The 15,347-nt window shown below is 69.4% G+C and carries 9 protein-coding genes and 1 pseudogene; 5 read left to right on the forward strand and 5 right to left on the reverse strand.

The annotated features are described in order from the left end of the window. Positions 1–107 precede the first annotated feature (107 nt). The 4 genes and pseudogenes from ACIBUY_RS00365 to ACIBUY_RS00380 form a co-directional block, all read right to left on the reverse strand. Positions 108–1,934 carry an endo-1,4-beta-xylanase gene (locus ACIBUY_RS00365; RefSeq protein ID WP_365562485.1) on the reverse strand — a complete coding sequence of 609 codons (1,827 nt, stop codon included), beginning with the start codon at positions 1,932–1,934 and terminating at the stop codon, positions 108–110. A gap of 373 nt (positions 1,935–2,307) precedes the next feature. Further along, positions 2,308–2,412: pseudogene (locus tag ACIBUY_RS00370) on the reverse strand (GntR family transcriptional regulator); the annotation flags it as partial. Beyond that, on the reverse strand, positions 2,402–4,558 hold the full coding sequence (locus ACIBUY_RS00375) for a glycoside hydrolase family 9 protein (RefSeq protein WP_399151246.1): 2,157 nt from the start codon (positions 4,556–4,558) through the stop codon (positions 2,402–2,404). The gene ACIBUY_RS00375 and the pseudogene ACIBUY_RS00370, both read right to left, overlap by 11 nt. Positions 4,559–4,865: 307 nt before the next feature. Beyond that, positions 4,866–6,296, reverse strand: coding sequence for an endo-1,4-beta-xylanase (locus tag ACIBUY_RS00380; RefSeq protein WP_399151247.1), 1,431 nt, complete (start codon positions 6,294–6,296; stop codon positions 4,866–4,868). 513 nt (positions 6,297–6,809) lie between these two features. Between ACIBUY_RS00380 and ACIBUY_RS00385 the strand changes: the two genes are divergently transcribed. The 5 genes from ACIBUY_RS00385 (at position 6,810) to ACIBUY_RS00405 (ending at position 13,444) form a co-directional block, all read left to right on the forward strand. Further along, positions 6,810–8,279 (forward strand): non-reducing end alpha-L-arabinofuranosidase family hydrolase, encoded by a 1,470-nt coding sequence (locus ACIBUY_RS00385; protein ID WP_399151248.1) that lies wholly within the window; start codon positions 6,810–6,812, stop codon positions 8,277–8,279. Between the two features lie 334 nt (positions 8,280–8,613). Further along, the gene (locus ACIBUY_RS00390) at positions 8,614–9,612 is read left to right on the forward strand and encodes a zinc-binding alcohol dehydrogenase (protein WP_399151249.1); all 999 of its coding nucleotides are present in this window, start codon (positions 8,614–8,616) and stop codon (positions 9,610–9,612) included. A gap of 44 nt (positions 9,613–9,656) precedes the next feature. After that, the gene (locus ACIBUY_RS00395) at positions 9,657–10,055 is read left to right on the forward strand and encodes a 6-carboxytetrahydropterin synthase (RefSeq protein ID WP_365562474.1); all 399 of its coding nucleotides are present in this window, start codon (positions 9,657–9,659) and stop codon (positions 10,053–10,055) included. Between the two features lie 136 nt (positions 10,056–10,191). Continuing rightward, the gene (locus ACIBUY_RS00400; RefSeq protein ID WP_365562471.1) at positions 10,192–10,503 is read left to right on the forward strand and encodes a trypco2 family protein; all 312 of its coding nucleotides are present in this window, start codon (positions 10,192–10,194) and stop codon (positions 10,501–10,503) included. A 4-nt stretch (positions 10,504–10,507) separates the two neighbouring features. Beyond that, entirely contained in the window at positions 10,508–13,444 is a 2,937-nt protein-coding gene (locus ACIBUY_RS00405; protein WP_399151250.1) for a trypsin-like peptidase domain-containing protein, read from the forward strand. Positions 13,445–13,566: 122 nt separating this feature from the next. On the opposite strand, the gene ACIBUY_RS00410 is transcribed toward ACIBUY_RS00405, so the two are convergent. Next, positions 13,567–14,811, reverse strand: a complete 1,245-nt coding sequence (locus ACIBUY_RS00410; RefSeq protein ID WP_399151251.1) for a condensation domain-containing protein — start codon at positions 14,809–14,811, stop codon at positions 13,567–13,569. Positions 14,812–15,347: the final 536 nt, after the last annotated feature.

Consider the following 15,347-nt stretch of genomic DNA (forward strand, 5'->3'; position numbering starts at 1 on the left):
TCAGGCATCTCGGGGTGTGCGGACACAGGTCCTCCAGGAGGGGATGCGGGTGGGAGTGGTGGAGGTGCACGGTCCGGGCGGGCGGGGGCTGTCGCCCGGACCGTGGTTCAGGGGGCGGTGCCGTAAACCGTCCGGCCGTCGAGGTGGACGGTGATCTTCGGGGCGTCCGCGAAGGACGTGTTCGTACCGCGGCTGTAGTCGTCGGCCTCGCTGAAGTTCGACCAGTCGCTCTTGTTGAGCCGCAGTTGCGCCTCGCCGCTCGAGGCCCCGGGGGCGAGACTGCCCGCCGCGGCGGCGAAGCCCACCTCCAGGTAGTGGTCGGCGCCGGCCGTCGGGCTGCTCATCGCGACGACCCGGTGCGTGAGCGCCCCGCAGCCGCGCACCGCCCAGTCGCACCAGGTGCTGTACGTCGTGGCACCGGACTCGCCGCTGAAGTAGTAGCGGACGGTCACCTTGGAGAGATCGACGGACGAGTCGCCGGTGTTGACCAACTGGAGTCCGGGTTTGATCGAGTTGTCGCCGGCGGACTGGTCGTTGTTCTTGTACTGGACCTTCAGGGCGCCGCCGCCCGTGCCCGCCGACTGCGTCATGGCGCTCACCGGCGCGGTCTGCGCCGAGACGTTCCCGGCGGCGTCGCGGGCCCGCACCATGTAGGCGTACGCGGTGGAGGCGGCGAGCCCGCTGTCGGTGAAGGACGTACCGGAGGCCGTCCCCGCCTTCGTGCCGCCGCGGAAGACGTCGTACCCGGTGACACCGGTGTCGTCGGTGGCGGCGTTCCACGCCAGGGAGACGGAGGCCGAGGTGGTGCCGGTCACCCGCAGGCCCGACGGCACGCTCGGGGCCTGCGTGTCGACCGCGCCGGTCTCGCCGAGGGCCTTGCGGAGCGCGCCCATGACGACGGGCTTGGGCTGGAGGTTGCCGTCCCACGGCAGGGCCGAGCCCTCGCCGTTGAAGACGCCGGGGATCCAGGAGTACTTGTCGGTGTAGTCCCAGACCGTGATCCCGGCGCACCGCGTGACCGCCAGGCAGGCCTCGGTGACCCGGCGGTAGTAGTCGGCCTGGGTGGCCTCCTTCGCCGTGTCCTTCGGCAGCTGCATCCGCACGTCGAGCTCGGTGACGGCCACGTCGAGGCCGAGGTCGGCGAAGCGCTGCATGTTCTGCTGCATCTGGTTCGGGAATCCGTACTGGATCGCCAGGTGCGCCTGCATCCCGACGCCGTCGAGCGGCACTCCGGCGGCCAGCAGATCGCGGGCGAGGGCGTAGAGGGCGTCGCTCTTCGCGCCGAGCCCCTCCACGTTGTAGTCGTTGATGTACAGCTTGGCGCCGGGATCGGCGGCCCGGGCGGCGCGCAGGGCGTGGGCGATGAAGTCCTTGCCCATGGCGTTGTAGAACGGCGAGTTGCGGAAGCTGCCGTCCTCGTTGAAGGGCTCGTTGACGACGTCCCAGGCGAACACCTTGCCGCGGTAGTGGCCGGCGACGCCTGCGATGTGGTTCTCCATGGCGGTGCGCACCTGCGCGGCGGGCAACTGCCCCACCCAGCCCGGCAGTTGGTTGTGCCACACCAGGGTGTGGCCGCGGACGCGCTGGCCGTGCGCCTGGGCGAAGTCCACGACCTGGTCGCCGCCCGCGAAGCTGAACTGCCCCTGGGTGCGCTCGGTGCTGTCCCACTTCATGGAGTTGCCGGGGGTGATCGGCCCGAACTGGGAGCCCAGGACCTGGGTGTACGGGGTGTCGGACAGCTCCCCGTTGTCGGTCGCCGAGCCGAAGTACTTGCCCTGCGCGTCGGCGAGTTGATGCAGGGTCAGCGGCTCGGCCGCGGACGACGGCGACGACGTGAGCCCCAGTGCCGCCATCACGAGCGTGAGGGTGGCGATCAGCGCGGCGATGCTCCGAGAGGCCGGTCTTCGGGCGGGGGGTGCGGGCGCCAGCGACATGCTGGTTCCTCTCTCCGAATGCGGGAGGGGGACGTTCGGGCGTCACCGAAGCGCTGCGACCGGGGTCCCACCGGTCACAACGCACCGTCTCCTCCCCCGCGGCTCTGATGGGAGATGGTGCAAGCCTTGAAGTCGTGGGAGCGCTCCCAAGTTGCTGGAGCGAGGTGCACCTGTCAAGAGGTGAGTCGAAACTTGCGTGTGATCTGGCGGCAATGCCGACAGCCGGGGCTTGACGAATCTCGGCACTCCGCCAACATGTGAAGCCCCGGACCACGCGTTGCCGTCATGTACTGAAATCGACGCGATGAGGCTCGCGCGGCGCAGGAGATCCGGGGTCGGCGAGTGCGGTGGCCGCCGGTGTCGGCGGACGGCCGCCGCGCCGCACTTCGAGGACGCGGACGACAGCTGGGGCTTTGACCGCCTCGCGCGCGAGCTTGCCGGACAGGCCCAGCCTGGCAGCGAGTTCGTCAGGTGCAGGTCTTCCCGTTGAGAGTGAAGGCCGTGGGCGTGGGATTGGTCCCGCTGTAGGCCCCCTGGACTCCGAAGCTCACTGTCGCTCCGGGTGCGATCGTCCGGTTCCAGTCGGCGCCACGGGCGACGACCGCGGTGCCGTTCTGGGTGACGGTCGCGTTCCAGGCGCTCGTGACGCGCTGCCCGCCCGCGTAGGCCCAGCCCAGCTGCCACCCGTCCACAGGGGTCGAGCTCGTGTTCTTGGCGGTGACCGTCGCGGTGAAGCCCGTGTTCCACACGTTGTCGGTCTTGTACGTCACCGCGCAGGCACCGGTGGGCTCTTCGCCGGTGGAGGTCCGCTCGGCGGCGTAGGCGGCGAGCCAGGCCAGCGGGGCGTTCCAGTTGACCGCCACCTCGTTCGTGGAGTACGAGCCGATGTCGTCGATATAGCAGGCGGCGGGCGCGCAGCCGGTCAACTTCTCCTCCGCCACGGGGTCCTGGAGGCCGCTGTTGGGCCCGCCCGCCAGCGAGCCCGCAGGAGGATGGGGCAACGAGGCGTCCAACTGGTGGGCCCAGAAGCGATGATGCTGGTTCTGCGAGGACGTCTCGCCATAGCCGGTCACGTACGACTGGCCGAGGGCGTTGCGGCCGAGGAGGTAGTCCATCGTCTCCAGCGCGCCGGTGCGGTAGCGCTGGTTTCCGGTCAGCTCTCCGGCGACGGCCAGGACGATCGCGTCGCCCGCGACCTCGCCGTTGGAGCCCCAGAAGTAGCCGTCCGCCGGTACGGGCACCGCGTAGCCCTGGGCGGCCATCCGGGACAGGTAGCCGTCGGCGGCCGCCGTCACCGAGGCCCGGACCCGGTCCCGGTCGGTCGTGGGCAGGCCGTTCGGGACGGTGGCCAGGGTGAGCCGGCCGAGCGCGGCCGTGTCCGCCCAGCCGAATCCGTAGGCAGAGAAGGCGGTTGAGGAGGTGTGCCAGGGCGAGTCGGTGACGGCGTCCCGGTAGCCGCTCTCGCCGGTCGTGGCGTACAGCTCGGCCGCCGCCCAGTAGAACTCGTCGCTGACCGTGGTGTCGCCGTAGGAGCCACCACCGGTGCTGTCCGCATCCGGCGCGTACAGCGCCGGGTTGGCCCGGGCCGCCGTCCAGGCCCGCCGCGCGGCCGAAAGACAGCGGTCGGCGAAGGCGGCGTCATAGGCCCGGTAGACCCGTGCGCACTGCGCCGCCGACGCCGCGAGGTTGAGGGTCGCTGCCGTCGACGGACGGTGCAGCTCGCGGGGCTGGGGGTCCTGGTCGGGGCGCAGCGGCATGCCGGTCCAGGCCGCGTCATGGATCTTGTGGAACGCCATGCCCGCGTACGGCTTGCCCTCGGGCACCTGCATCCGCATCAGGAAGTCGAGCTCCCAGCGCGCCTCGTCCAGCACGTCGGGTACGCCGTTGCCGCGCTCGGGGACTTTCAGGGAGGAGTCGCCCAGCGCCGCCTCCTTGCCCGCGCGCTTGGCCCGCTCGAAGGAGTTGACCATCAGCCAGGTCGAAATGCCGCCGTTCACCACGTACTTGCCCTGGTCGCCCGCGTCGTACCAGCCGCCCCTGACGTCCTGGGTGTAGTCGCACACGCCGGCCTGGCACGGGACGGAGGTGTCGCCCTTGTTGGGTGCGACGCCGAGGTGTCCGGCCGGGCGCGCATAGGCGGAGCCCACCAGGGAGGCGTCGATGGGTATGCCGCTGCGCTGGTGGTAGAAGAACGCCATCGCGTCGGAGCGCAGACCGTCGTACAGGTTCGCGCGGAGGTCGAAGGGCACGCTGCTGCTGCCGTCCACCGTCAGGACGTATCCCGAACCGGTCCCCTGGAACGAGGAGAAGTCGGCCACTTGGACGGACTGCCCGGAAGGGGCGTCCGCCCCGCGCGGAGCGGTCGAGCCGGAGGCGACCGTCGCTCCTGACGCGTCGCGCAACTGCCAGGGGAGCGACTGCGTCGCCGTGGTGACCACCGTGGCGCGCTTGGGGCCGTCCGGAAGATAGCCGACCTGGTTGACGCGTACGGCCGTGGTCGCCGCCGCTTGGGAGACGACGGCTGCCGCGGCGGGCGTGGTGAGCAGGCCGCCGACGAGGAGGGAGCTCGTCAGCAGGGTGGCGGCGAGGCGTCCGGTGCGGGGTAACGACGGAACAGTGGGCATGAACGGCTCCTGTGTCGATGCTGGTCAGCAGGCGGAGTTGGGCTGGGTGAGCAGGCCCGGTCGCCGGGGCAGGCGGAGACGGTCGCCTCCCCGGCGCCGGACATGTGGGAGTTGACGGGCCGGGTGGGGCACAGGTCCGCGCCGGGCTCGGAGCGGGGTGCGGGAGCGCTCCCAAACCCCGACATCCTGCCGGTGCGAGTGAGCCCGACACTCGGGTGGAACGCGTGGCGGCCGGTCCCCCGGGCCGCCACCGCCGTGGCGCCCCGGGGCGATCAGCGATTCGCCCTTTCGTCGAGGGCGGGTGCCCTCAGGTGCGGGTCCAGCGCTGGTTGCTGCCGTTCGAGCAGGTGTAGAGCTGGATCTGGGTGCCGTTGGCGGTGCCGGCGCCGACGGCGTCGAGGCAGAGACCGGACTGGACGCCGGCGATGGATCCGTCGGAGTTCAGGCGCCACTTCTGGTTGTCGGCGCCCCAGCAGCTGTAGATCTGGACCTTGGCGCCGTTGCCGGTGCCGGCGGCGTCCAGGCACTTGTTGCCGTAGACCCTGAGCTCACCGGCGGACGTGTACGTCCACTGCTGGTTGGTGCCGCCCGAGCAGTCCCACAGCTGGACCTGGGTGCCGTCGGCGGTGCCGGCGTTCGGCACGTCGAGGCAGCGGCCCGACCCGACACCCTTGATCTGTCCGCCGCCCGAAGGAGGCGTGGTGGAGCCGCCGTTGAGGGCGTTGAGGACCGCGGTGTAGGCGGGCTTCTTGCTGCCGTCGCCGTTGAACAGAAGCGGCGTGTCGCCCGATCGCCAGGAGTCGGTGTCGCGCACACCCCAGACCGTGATGCCGAGGCAGCGCGAGACGGCCAGGCAGTCGTTGGTCACGTTGGCGTAGGTCGTGGACGGGGCGCCCTGGATGTCGAGTTCGGTGATGGCCACGTCGACGCCGAGGGCGGCGAAGTTCTGCAGGGTGGTGCGGAAGTTGCTGTTGTAGGGGCTGCCGCTGTTGAAGTGCGACTGGAAGCCGACGCAGTCGATCGGCACGCCGCGCTGCTTGAAGTCCTTGACCATGTTGTACATGGCCTGGGTCTTGGCCCAGGTCCAGTTCTCGACGTTGTAGTCGTTGTAGCAGAGCTTGGCGGCCGGGTCGGCGGCGCGGGCGGTGCGGAAGGCGACCTCGATCCAGTCGTTGCCGGTGCGCTGCAGGTTGGAGTCGCGCCGGGCGCCCGAACTGCCGTCGGCGAAGGCCTCGTTCACGACGTCCCACTGGGCGATCTTGCCCTTGTAGTGGCCCATCACGCCGTTGATGTGATTGATCATCGCCTGGCGCAGATCACTGCCGCTGAGGCTCTGCATCCAGCCGGGCTGTTGGGAGTGCCAGGCCAGGGTGTGACCGCGCACCTTCTTGCCGTTCTGCACCGCCCAGTTGTAGACGCGGTCACCGGCGGTGAAGTTGAACTGACCCCGCTGCGGCTCGGTGGCGTCGGGCTTCATCTCGTTCTCGGGCGTCACCATGTTGAACTCACGGCCCGCGATCGACGTGTACGCCGAGTCACCCAGCCTGCCCGAGGCGATGGCGGTGCCGAAGTAGCGGCCGCTCTGTGCCGCCGCGGCGCCGAGCGTGCTCTCGGCGGCGTGTGCTCTCAGCGGGGCGGCCAGCGCGCCGACCGCCACCAGGACGCCGACGACCAGGGCCAACAGCAGACCGCGGGTCCTTCGGCGGATATCGGGTCCGGAAAGGGCGTACGAGCCCATGGCGGTGCCTCCAAGGTAGAAGTCACGGAAGAGCGGAAGGGCAGAAGCGCAGGAGAGTGCGTCGTCCGCCCCGCTCGATCGCCCCCCACTCGGCAGACGGACAGGCGGAGCGGCGGGCCGGAACCCGGCCGATACGGTTCGAAATCCTGAACCATGGCCGGTGTCTCAGACAGGGATGATTGAGGCTTGACGAGGACTCGTCAATACTCCCCGCAGAAGAAGTTTCCGTTCCCCATCCGAAACTTTCCGGAATCCCTCAGAGCCTCCGGCGCACTCTTCACGCCACTGCCGCCGGATGCCGTAGGTCGGGGTCAGGGCGTTGTGTGCTGTGTTTTCGGTCGACGCGACAGCCTTTTGAGCCCCAGCATGCAGGCGCCTTTTGTAGACAGTCGAGCTTCAGGCCTTGACCGGAGTGCCTCGCATTCCTAACTTGTGGCGTCAACAAGTCCGGGAACTTTCCGAAAAGTTTTCGGTACCGCCCCCGCCCTCTCTCCCCCTCAAGGAGTCCCTCTGATGCGGTTCCGGCATGCGTCCCCGTTCCGCCTGAGACGCTTACTCGCCGTCCTTGCGCCCCTCCTGCTCGTGGTCACCTTCCTCGGTGCCCATCCGGCCGACGCGGCGACCGTCGACACCAACGCCTCGTACGTGCTGGTCAACCGCAACAGTGGCAAGGCCCTGGACGTCTACAACCTGGCGACCGACGACGGCTCCCGCATCACCCAGTGGGCCAGGAACGATCAGGCCCAACAGCAGTGGCAGTTCGTTGATTCAGGGGGCGGCTACTACCGCATCAAGTCCCGCCACTCGGGCAAGGTGCTGGACGTCCACAACTGGTCGACCGCGAACGGCGGCGCGATCGTCCAGTGGACCGACCTGAACGCCACGAACCAGCAGTGGCGACTGGCCGACAGCTCGGACGGCTACGTCCGGCTCATCTCGCGCCACAGCAACAAGGCCCTCGAGGTACAAGGCGCCTCCACCGCCGACGGCGCGAACATCGTCCAGTACGACGACTGGGGCGGCACCAACCAGCAGTGGAAGCTCGTCAAGGCCGGCGGCGACACCCCCGGCGCCTGCGATCTTCCGTCGGCGTACCGCTGGTCCTCCACGGGCGCGCTGGCACAGCCCAAGCCGGGTTGGGCCTCGCTCAAGGACTTCACCGTCGTCCCGTACAACGGCAAGCAGCTCGTCTACGCGACGACGCACGACACGGGGACGAGTTGGGGTTCGATGAACTTCGGCCTGTTCACCAACTGGTCGGACATGGCCTCGGCCCCCCAGAACACCATGTCGTCCGGCACTGTCGCACCCACGCTCTTCTACTTCGCGCCGAAGAACATCTGGGTGCTCACCTACCAGTGGGGTGCGACCGCCTTCTCCTACCGGACGTCGAGCGACCCCACCAACCCGAACGGCTGGTCATCGCCCCAGGTGCTCTTCTCCGGGAGCATCGCCGGCTCCGGAACAGGGCCCATCGACCAGACGCTCATCGGTGACGGGACGAACATGTACCTGTTCTTCGCCGGTGACAACGGCAAGATCTACCGGGCAAGCATGCCGATCGGGAACTTCCCGGGCAGCTTCGGCTCGTCGTACACGACGGTCATGAGCGACACGACGAACAACCTGTTCGAAGCCCCGCAGGTCTACAAGCTCCAGGGCCAGAACCGCTACCTCATGATGGTCGAGGCGATCGGCTCGCAGGGCCGCTACTTCCGCTCGTTCACCGCCACCAGCCTGAACGGCTCGTGGACACCCCAGGCCGCGACCGAGAGCAACCCCTTCGCGGGCAAGGCCAACAGCGGTGCCACCTGGACGAACGACATCAGCCACGGCGAACTGATCCGCACCAGCGCCGATCAGACCATGACCGTCGATCCCTGCAACCTGCAGCTGCTCTACCAGGGCCGCAGCCCCAGCTCCGACGGCCTCGACTACGGCCTCCTGCCCTACCGTCCGGGTCTGCTGACACTGCAGCACTGAGGGTGTGGTGTGCCACGGGTCCGGCCGAGGAAAGGAGTCGTCAGGGCGTACGGGACTGTCGTGCTTTTGGCAGAGCCAGATCCACGACAGTCCCGGCACGAGCCGCACCACAGCGTCCGCGCCGGCGGAAAACGTATGCCACCGGTGCGGAACGGAGCCATCCGGATGGCGAGTTGGCGTGATCGTCTAGGATCGCGGCACGGCCCGACGGGTCGAGGCAGTTGGCGTTGGACATCGTTCGCGGCCGTGGAGGCGGGCCGCCCGTACCAGAGGATCACGCGTGCCAAGCCACATACGTTCCTTTTGGGTCACGGCTCCGGGGCGAGGCGAAATCATGACCTTCGAGGCCCGCCTGCCCGCCTGCCCGCCTGCCCGCCTGCCCGCCTGCCCGCCTGCCCGCCTGCCCGCCTGCCCGCCTGCCCGCCTGCCCGCTAATGCCGAGGCAGTAGTCCGGACGCTGTACTCAGCGGTCAGCCGCGGTACCGAGTCGCTGGTCTTCCAAGGGCGGGTGCCCGCAAGCCAGTACTCAACGATGCGTGCCCCGTTTCAGCAAGGCGAATTCCCGGGTCCCGTCAAATACGGGTATCTGAATGTCGGCCTCGTGGAGGAGGGTCCCACCGAACTGGTGGGCCGAACCGTGTTCAGCCTCTACCCTCACCAGACCCGGTTCCGCGTCCCTGCCCACGCCTTGGCATTGGTGCCCGACGACGTTCCGGCGAAGCGGGCCGTCCTGGCAGGTGTCGTCGAGACCGCGCTCAACGCGACGTGGGACGCCCCGCCGCGCATCGGTGACCGGATCTCCGTGGTGGGCGGCGGCATGGTCGGGTGCTGCGTGGCCGCCCTTCTTGCCCACTTCCCCGGGGTCCGGGTGCAACTCGTGGACATCGATCCCGCACGGGCGGAGGTCGCCGCGGCGCTCGGCGTCGACTTCGCCCTCCCGCCTCGAGCGGCTGACGACCGCGATCTCGTGTTCCACGCCAGCGCCACCGAGTCCGGGCTGCGGCGCTCCCTCGAACTTCTCGCCCCCGAGGGCTCCGTGGTCGATCTGAGCTGGTACGGGGACCGTCCGGTCACGCTGCCGCTGGGAGAGTTCTTCCACTCCCGGCGCCTGTCGTTGCGCAGCAGTCAGGTCGGCGCCGTCCCACCGGCGCGCAGCGGACGCTTCTCGCTCGCCGAGAGGCTCGGACTGGCACTCGATCTTCTGCGGGACCCGGTCTTCGACGTGCTGATCACCGATGAGTCCGAATTCGAGGAACTCCCGCGCGTCATGGCCGAGATGGCAGCAGGTCGACTTCCTGGGCTCTGTCATCGCATCCGCTACGGCAACCGCTGATGCCCTCACCACACCCACGCCGCCGAATCCCCACCGGAGAAGTCATGTTCACCGTCACCGTCCGCGATCACCTCATGATTGCCCACAGCCTGCGCGGCGAGGTCTTCGGACCCGCCCAACGCCTGCACGGGGCGACGTACGTGGTGGACGCGACCTTCCAGCGGCCGGAGCTGGACGACGACAACATCGTCGTGGACATGGAGTTGGCGGCAAAGGAGGTCCGGGCCGTCGTCTCGAAGCTGTCCTACCGGAACCTCGACGACGACCCCGACTTCGCCGGGACCAACACCACTACGGAGTTCCTGGCCAAGGTGATAGCCGACCGGCTGGTGGACCGCATACGTGCGGGCGACCTGGGCCCAGGGGCCGACGGAGTCACCGGCGTGACCATACGGCTCCATGAGTCACACATCGCCTGGGCGGACTATCAGCGGGCTGTCTGAAGCGCCCCTCCTCAGGTAGCGGCCTCGCCCGTTGCCCCGACGGTAAGTGAGCGCTCTCCATGGCCAGTTGAACGTCCACCGGTATGCTCGATGCGCATGTGACCGGTGGGTGGGCGTACGGGAGCGGGGGCCGGAAATGGACGACGCGGTAGAACTGGCCGACATGATCGCCCAGTTGCGCGGCGAGCTGAGCCGGGCCATGGCGGACGGGGACGGCAGCGGCATCCGTTTCCGGGCGGAGAAACTGGAACTCGAACTCACCGTGGGCGTGGAGCGCAGCCACGAGCCCGGGGCCAAGGTCCGGTTCTGGGTGATCGACGCCCAGCACACCGCTCGTTCCGCGCGCACCACCACGCAACGGCTCATGCTCACTCTTCAGCCTGTTCGTGATGACGCTCCCGACCGATCCGCACTGATCTCGGACGCCGAACTACCCGATGAACTCTGAGCAGTTGCCCTCCCGGTCCGGCCTCGATCCCCACCGCCTCGCCGAGATCATCGTAGAGTGCCACACCGGCAGGCAGCGTGGTTCCGGCTATCGGATCACCGACGGTTTCGTCCTCACCGCCGCCCACGTCGTGGCCGACGCGACATCCATCGTCGTACGGTGCGACGCCGACCGGCCCACTCAGTGGTCGGCTCCGGCGACCGTGACGTGGTCGGACAAGGGCGTCGATCTGGCAGTACTCGCCGTGCCGGCGCCGGAGGGAGCACCCCGGGCGATCGCCCCGGCCCGGTTCGGGCGCATCGCCGACGACCGGCCTGACGTGATCGACGTACGGTGCGCGGGATTCCCCCTGTTCAAGCGGCGCAGCCGTGACGGTGCGTCCTTCCGTGAAGTGCACCAGGCGGACGGGACCGTGGCCGCGCTGTCCAACCTCCGTACGGGAACACTGGAGTTGACGGTGACACCGGCCGGTGCCGACCCGGACCCGAGCACTTCGCCGTGGTCGGGGATGTCCGGCGCTGCTGTCTGGGCCGGCGACCGCATCGTGGGGGTGGTGGCCGAGCACCACCGGCGGGAGGGCACGGGCCGTCTCACCGCGGCCCGCATGGACCATGCACTGCGTCTGCTCGGTCCGACCGACCGCGCCGAGCTCACGCGGCTGCTGGGCATCTGCGACGCCGAGCAACTCCCACTCGCGGTTCCCGGAACGCCACTCGTCGCCCCGGTCCCCGAGGTGCGCGTCGTGGGAGTCCCGGTCGCGTACGGGATCGAGCTGTTCAAGAACCGCACCCGCGAACGCGACCAGATCATCGGCCACTTGAGCGATCCCACCCTTCGCATGGTGACGGTCGTCGGGCGACGCGGCATCGGCAAGAGCGCACTCGCAGCGAAAGTGATGGACCTCCTCGACCACGGCGAGTGGCCCGACACCGCGGCAGGGCCCCGTCCGTCCGGCCTCGTCAACCTCTCCACCCGAACGTCCGGGATCTCTCTGGAACGCCTCTACTTCGACTGTGCCCGTCTGCTCGGTCCTGAGCACGAACCCCGCCTGAGGACGGTCTGGGCCGAGGGAGGGACCACACAGAGCCGTCTGGCAGAGCTGTTGCATGCCATCGGCGAGCGGACCGTCGTCATCCTCATGGACAACATGGAGGATCTGCTCCTCGAGGACGGCAGCATCGCCGACCCGGAACTGAGGATCCTCCTCGACTGGGTCTTCCGCTCCGCAACCGGCCCACGTCTCCTCGTCACCAGCCAGGTACCGGTACGCCTCGCGCCCGAACTCCGGCGCTTCGCCGCCCAGGTGACCGTCTCGAAGGGACTGAGCCCGACCGAATCCACAGCACTGTTGCGCGAGCTCGACCGAGATGGTGACCTCGGGCTGGCCGACCTGTCCGACGAGGAACTACTGGAAGCGGCTGTCCGCGTCCACGGAGTCCCTCGCGCTCTCGAACTCCTCGTCGGGGCGCTCACTGATGACACGGTGTTGTTGCCCTCCCTGCACGACGTCCTGGCCGATTTCACGAGCCGTCAGGACGTGGTGGCCGACCTCGCACAGGACCGGTACAACCGGCTCGACGAGCGGGAACGCACCGTACTCGAAGTCCTCGCCGTGCTCCGCACACCGGTAGGACAGCGGGCAGTCGAAGAGATCACGGCCGTCCTCGATCCCGCACTGCCCGTACCGGCTGTTCTCGCCGCTCTCGTCCGCGTACGGCTGGTGTCCGCGGACCGGGCGAGCCGTACGCTCGCCCTGCACCCGCTGGACGCGGACATCGCTCGCGACCAGATGCCCTGGGACGGCCCGTTGGGGAGGCAAGCAGTGGAACGACGGATCGCATCCTGGTACGGCGACCGCACGGCCCCACCCGGGACATGGCGAACGCTGGAGGACATCGAGCCGAACCGGCGGCAGTTCGACCACCTCGTCCGCGCCGGGGACCACGATGCCGCGGCACGCGTGCTCAACGAGATCAGCGAATGGCTCGTCTGGCACGGTTCCGTGCTCACTGCTCTCTCGATGCACCTGATCGTCGACCCGCATATCGACGACGAACGGGTACGCCTCGCCCACCTTGTCGCCCACGGGCATGCGCGGCTCAGCGCAGGACCGATGGAGCAGGCACTCGAACTGTTCACCGCGGCGGCCACTCTTGCGGAACAACTCGGCGAGCGGCAGGCGCTGCAGGCCGCGCTCTTCGGCCTGGGGGACGCGCACCGGCAACTCGGCAACCTGGCAGCCACGATCGGACCGCTCGTCCAGGCCGCCGAGCTGGCACACGAGCTCGGCGACACCGAACGCGAGGTGCACGCCCGGCTGTCGGTCAGCCTGACCCACAGCTACCTGCGCGACGGTCGCAGCGCACTGGTGGTCGCCGACCAGTTGGCTGCGCTGGCCGCAGCAACCGGAGACCGACTGACGGCTGCGCGTGCAGGCAACGCACGCACCATCGCCCTGCTCACTCTGGGCCGCTGGCAGGAGACCGTCACGTCCGGTGCCGACACGGCCCGTGCCTACCGCGCCGCAGGGAGCCAGGAGGCGATCGCCTACGCACTGAACGCGCAGGGAGTCGCCCTCCTGGCCCTCGACGATCCGGCTCAGGCGGCGTCGGTGCTCGAAGAAGCCCGACACGAGGCGTCACAGATGCAGAATCCCCGGGCGGAGGGGGTCTGCCTGCTCAACCTCGCGTGGGCGTACTGGTGCGACGATCGCGTCGAACAGTCGGCCCAGACGGCCGACCGGGCCGCGATCGCCCTCCAGCGCGCCGGAGCCGCCGAGACCACGGCAGCGCAGGCCCTGGCCGAGGCCGCCCGCGTTCTGCCCACCTCTCCTGCGGATGCCGCCGCCGCCCTGCGCCGGACAGCCGGCGCCCTCGACGCGAACGCCGAGGTCGTCTCCGCAGCGTGGCTCGAGGAACACGCACGCAGGCTGGACTCCTAGGGCCTGTGTCGAAAGTGGCGTCTGCCTCGCCCACCTCGCCATGCCCCAGACCTTCGCAGCCCTCCGGCCGACGCGCCACCGCTGATCCACGGTCTTTCCGACAGTCTCCGTCCCGCCGCGCTCTATGCGCCGGCGAAGGAGCCGCTCCTCGCGGCGCGACCGCCGATCGCGGCTGCGACCAGCCGACTCTCGAAGGACCGCAGTATCTGTTCGACATCCGTCGCGTCGAACGAGGTCGCATCCGTCCCGAGACTGATTCCGGCCGTCTCGGACATGCCCCACACGTGGAAGGAGAGGCTCCCGGAGTACGCGTCGACGGGTTTGGGGAATCGTCGGTAGCGGCTGGCTGCCAGCGCCCGGTCGAGGTCCTGCGGTGCCCTGGCCGCGCGAGCCCTGATCAGCGTACGGGGCGCTATGGGGCGGATGTTGACCACGTACGGGTTGTGCGCGGAGCGGCCCAGTTCGGCGGAGACCTCGTCCAGGGATCTGGCGTAGCGGTCGGGCTCTCGCAGGCTGACGGAGGAGGATCTGACGAGTGCCGCGTCGACGGCTCGGCACAGCGCCGGGAACCGGTCGCTGCCCAGGGCCGTGTCGACCGGGACGAGGGTCCTGCCGGCGATATGGGCCACTGCCTCGCGGGCGAGGGCGGTGTGCCGGTTGGGCAGCACGGTGTTGAACACGCAGGTGCCGATGGAGAGGTGCTCGGCGAGTGTGCACGCGTAGGCGGCTTGCAGGACCGCGGCCGCGGATGTCCGGTACTGCTTCGCCAGACCGGCTGTCGCGAGGGCGACCGCCGCGGAGTCGAGGCAGACGAAGTTGTAGACGGCGGCCCTGTGGCCCGGGGGCAACTGGAGCTCGGGCATGGCGGACCGGCGGAGCATGGTCCGGTCATGGGCGTCGACACGATGGGCGTGCCGCCGCCCCGCGGGGCTGGCCTCGAAGCTCGCGATCTGCCGCGGCTGCCACCCCGAGCCGAGGTCGGCACCCGGATCGGCGGCCAGTCGGGCTATGTGCTCGGCCGTGATCCGGGCGCCCGTCGTGTCCGCCGAGAAGTGGTGCAAGGACAGCGCGATGTGGACGGGGCTGCCGTCCACGGTGATGACGGCGGCCCGCAACGGCAGGTCGTCCGGGGCGAATCCGGGCTCGGCCAGTCGGCACGTGAAGGCGCTCAACTCGTCGTGGGTCGGCGGGGCGTCACAGGCGTACTCGTCGATCTGGAGCACGCCGGACGCGACGACGACCGCGCGCAGGTGCCCGCCCGCGTCACGTGAATAGAGCGTGCGCAACGCCTCGAAGTGAGCCGTGACCGCGGCGAAGGCACGCAGCACCGCGGGCATGTCGGGCCGCCCGTCCAGTGCCCGCCCCATCCGTACGTTCCTGTTGCGGGGCCCGTGGAGACGGGGGTGGCATCCTTCGCGTTCATGGGCCTGCTGCGACCAGGTCAGTTCATGCTCTCCGGCGGTGCCGGCGGCGAAGACGACATCATGGCGTGCGGTCTGGCGCATACCCGCCCCGGCCCTCCTCCGGTACGGACCCCGATCCGCCACACCGTCCGGCGCGACGACGCGGCCGGAGCCCGGGGGCCCGTGTTCAGGCAGAGGATAGATCCGCGCGGGCCGCGTACGTCAATGGTCGAAGAGTGCGGAACGCGGCGGCGGGGTGTCTTCCTGCCGCGTCCTACCGCGGGGCCCCGACCCCTGCACCGGCATCCGTGACGTCCCTTGCAGGATCGCGCATCGCGGAGTCGAAGCGCTTCTACGTCGACGTGACGCTGAGCCGTGTGCCCAGCACAGGTCCCCCAGCAGTCGCGATCCACTTCTCCGGCATCGCGGTTCCTCTTGGAGAGTTCATCTAGAAGGCCAGTTCAACCGAGGTAAGGCCGCATGACGGGCGGTACGTGTCC

This window comes from Streptomyces sp. NPDC050085, from assembly GCF_044460595.1.
In the GTDB taxonomy this organism is placed as follows: domain Bacteria; phylum Actinomycetota; class Actinomycetes; order Streptomycetales; family Streptomycetaceae; genus Streptomyces.

Coding starts and splice junctions, on each gene's coding strand:
- ACIBUY_RS00365 (WP_365562485.1), bottom strand. CDS start 1,934: ATGTCGCTGGCGCCCGCACCCCCCGCCCGAAGACCGGCCTCTCGGAGC.
- ACIBUY_RS00375 (WP_399151246.1), bottom strand. CDS start 4,558: ATGCCCACTGTTCCGTCGTTACCCCGCACCGGACGCCTCGCCGCCACC.
- ACIBUY_RS00380 (WP_399151247.1), bottom strand. CDS start 6,296: ATGGGCTCGTACGCCCTTTCCGGACCCGATATCCGCCGAAGGACCCGC.
- ACIBUY_RS00385 (WP_399151248.1), top strand. CDS start 6,810: ATGCGGTTCCGGCATGCGTCCCCGTTCCGCCTGAGACGCTTACTCGCC.
- ACIBUY_RS00390 (WP_399151249.1), top strand. CDS start 8,614: ATGACCTTCGAGGCCCGCCTGCCCGCCTGCCCGCCTGCCCGCCTGCCC.
- ACIBUY_RS00395 (WP_365562474.1), top strand. CDS start 9,657: ATGTTCACCGTCACCGTCCGCGATCACCTCATGATTGCCCACAGCCTG.
- ACIBUY_RS00400 (WP_365562471.1), top strand. CDS start 10,192: ATGGACGACGCGGTAGAACTGGCCGACATGATCGCCCAGTTGCGCGGC.
- ACIBUY_RS00410 (WP_399151251.1), bottom strand. CDS start 14,811: ATGGGGCGGGCACTGGACGGGCGGCCCGACATGCCCGCGGTGCTGCGT.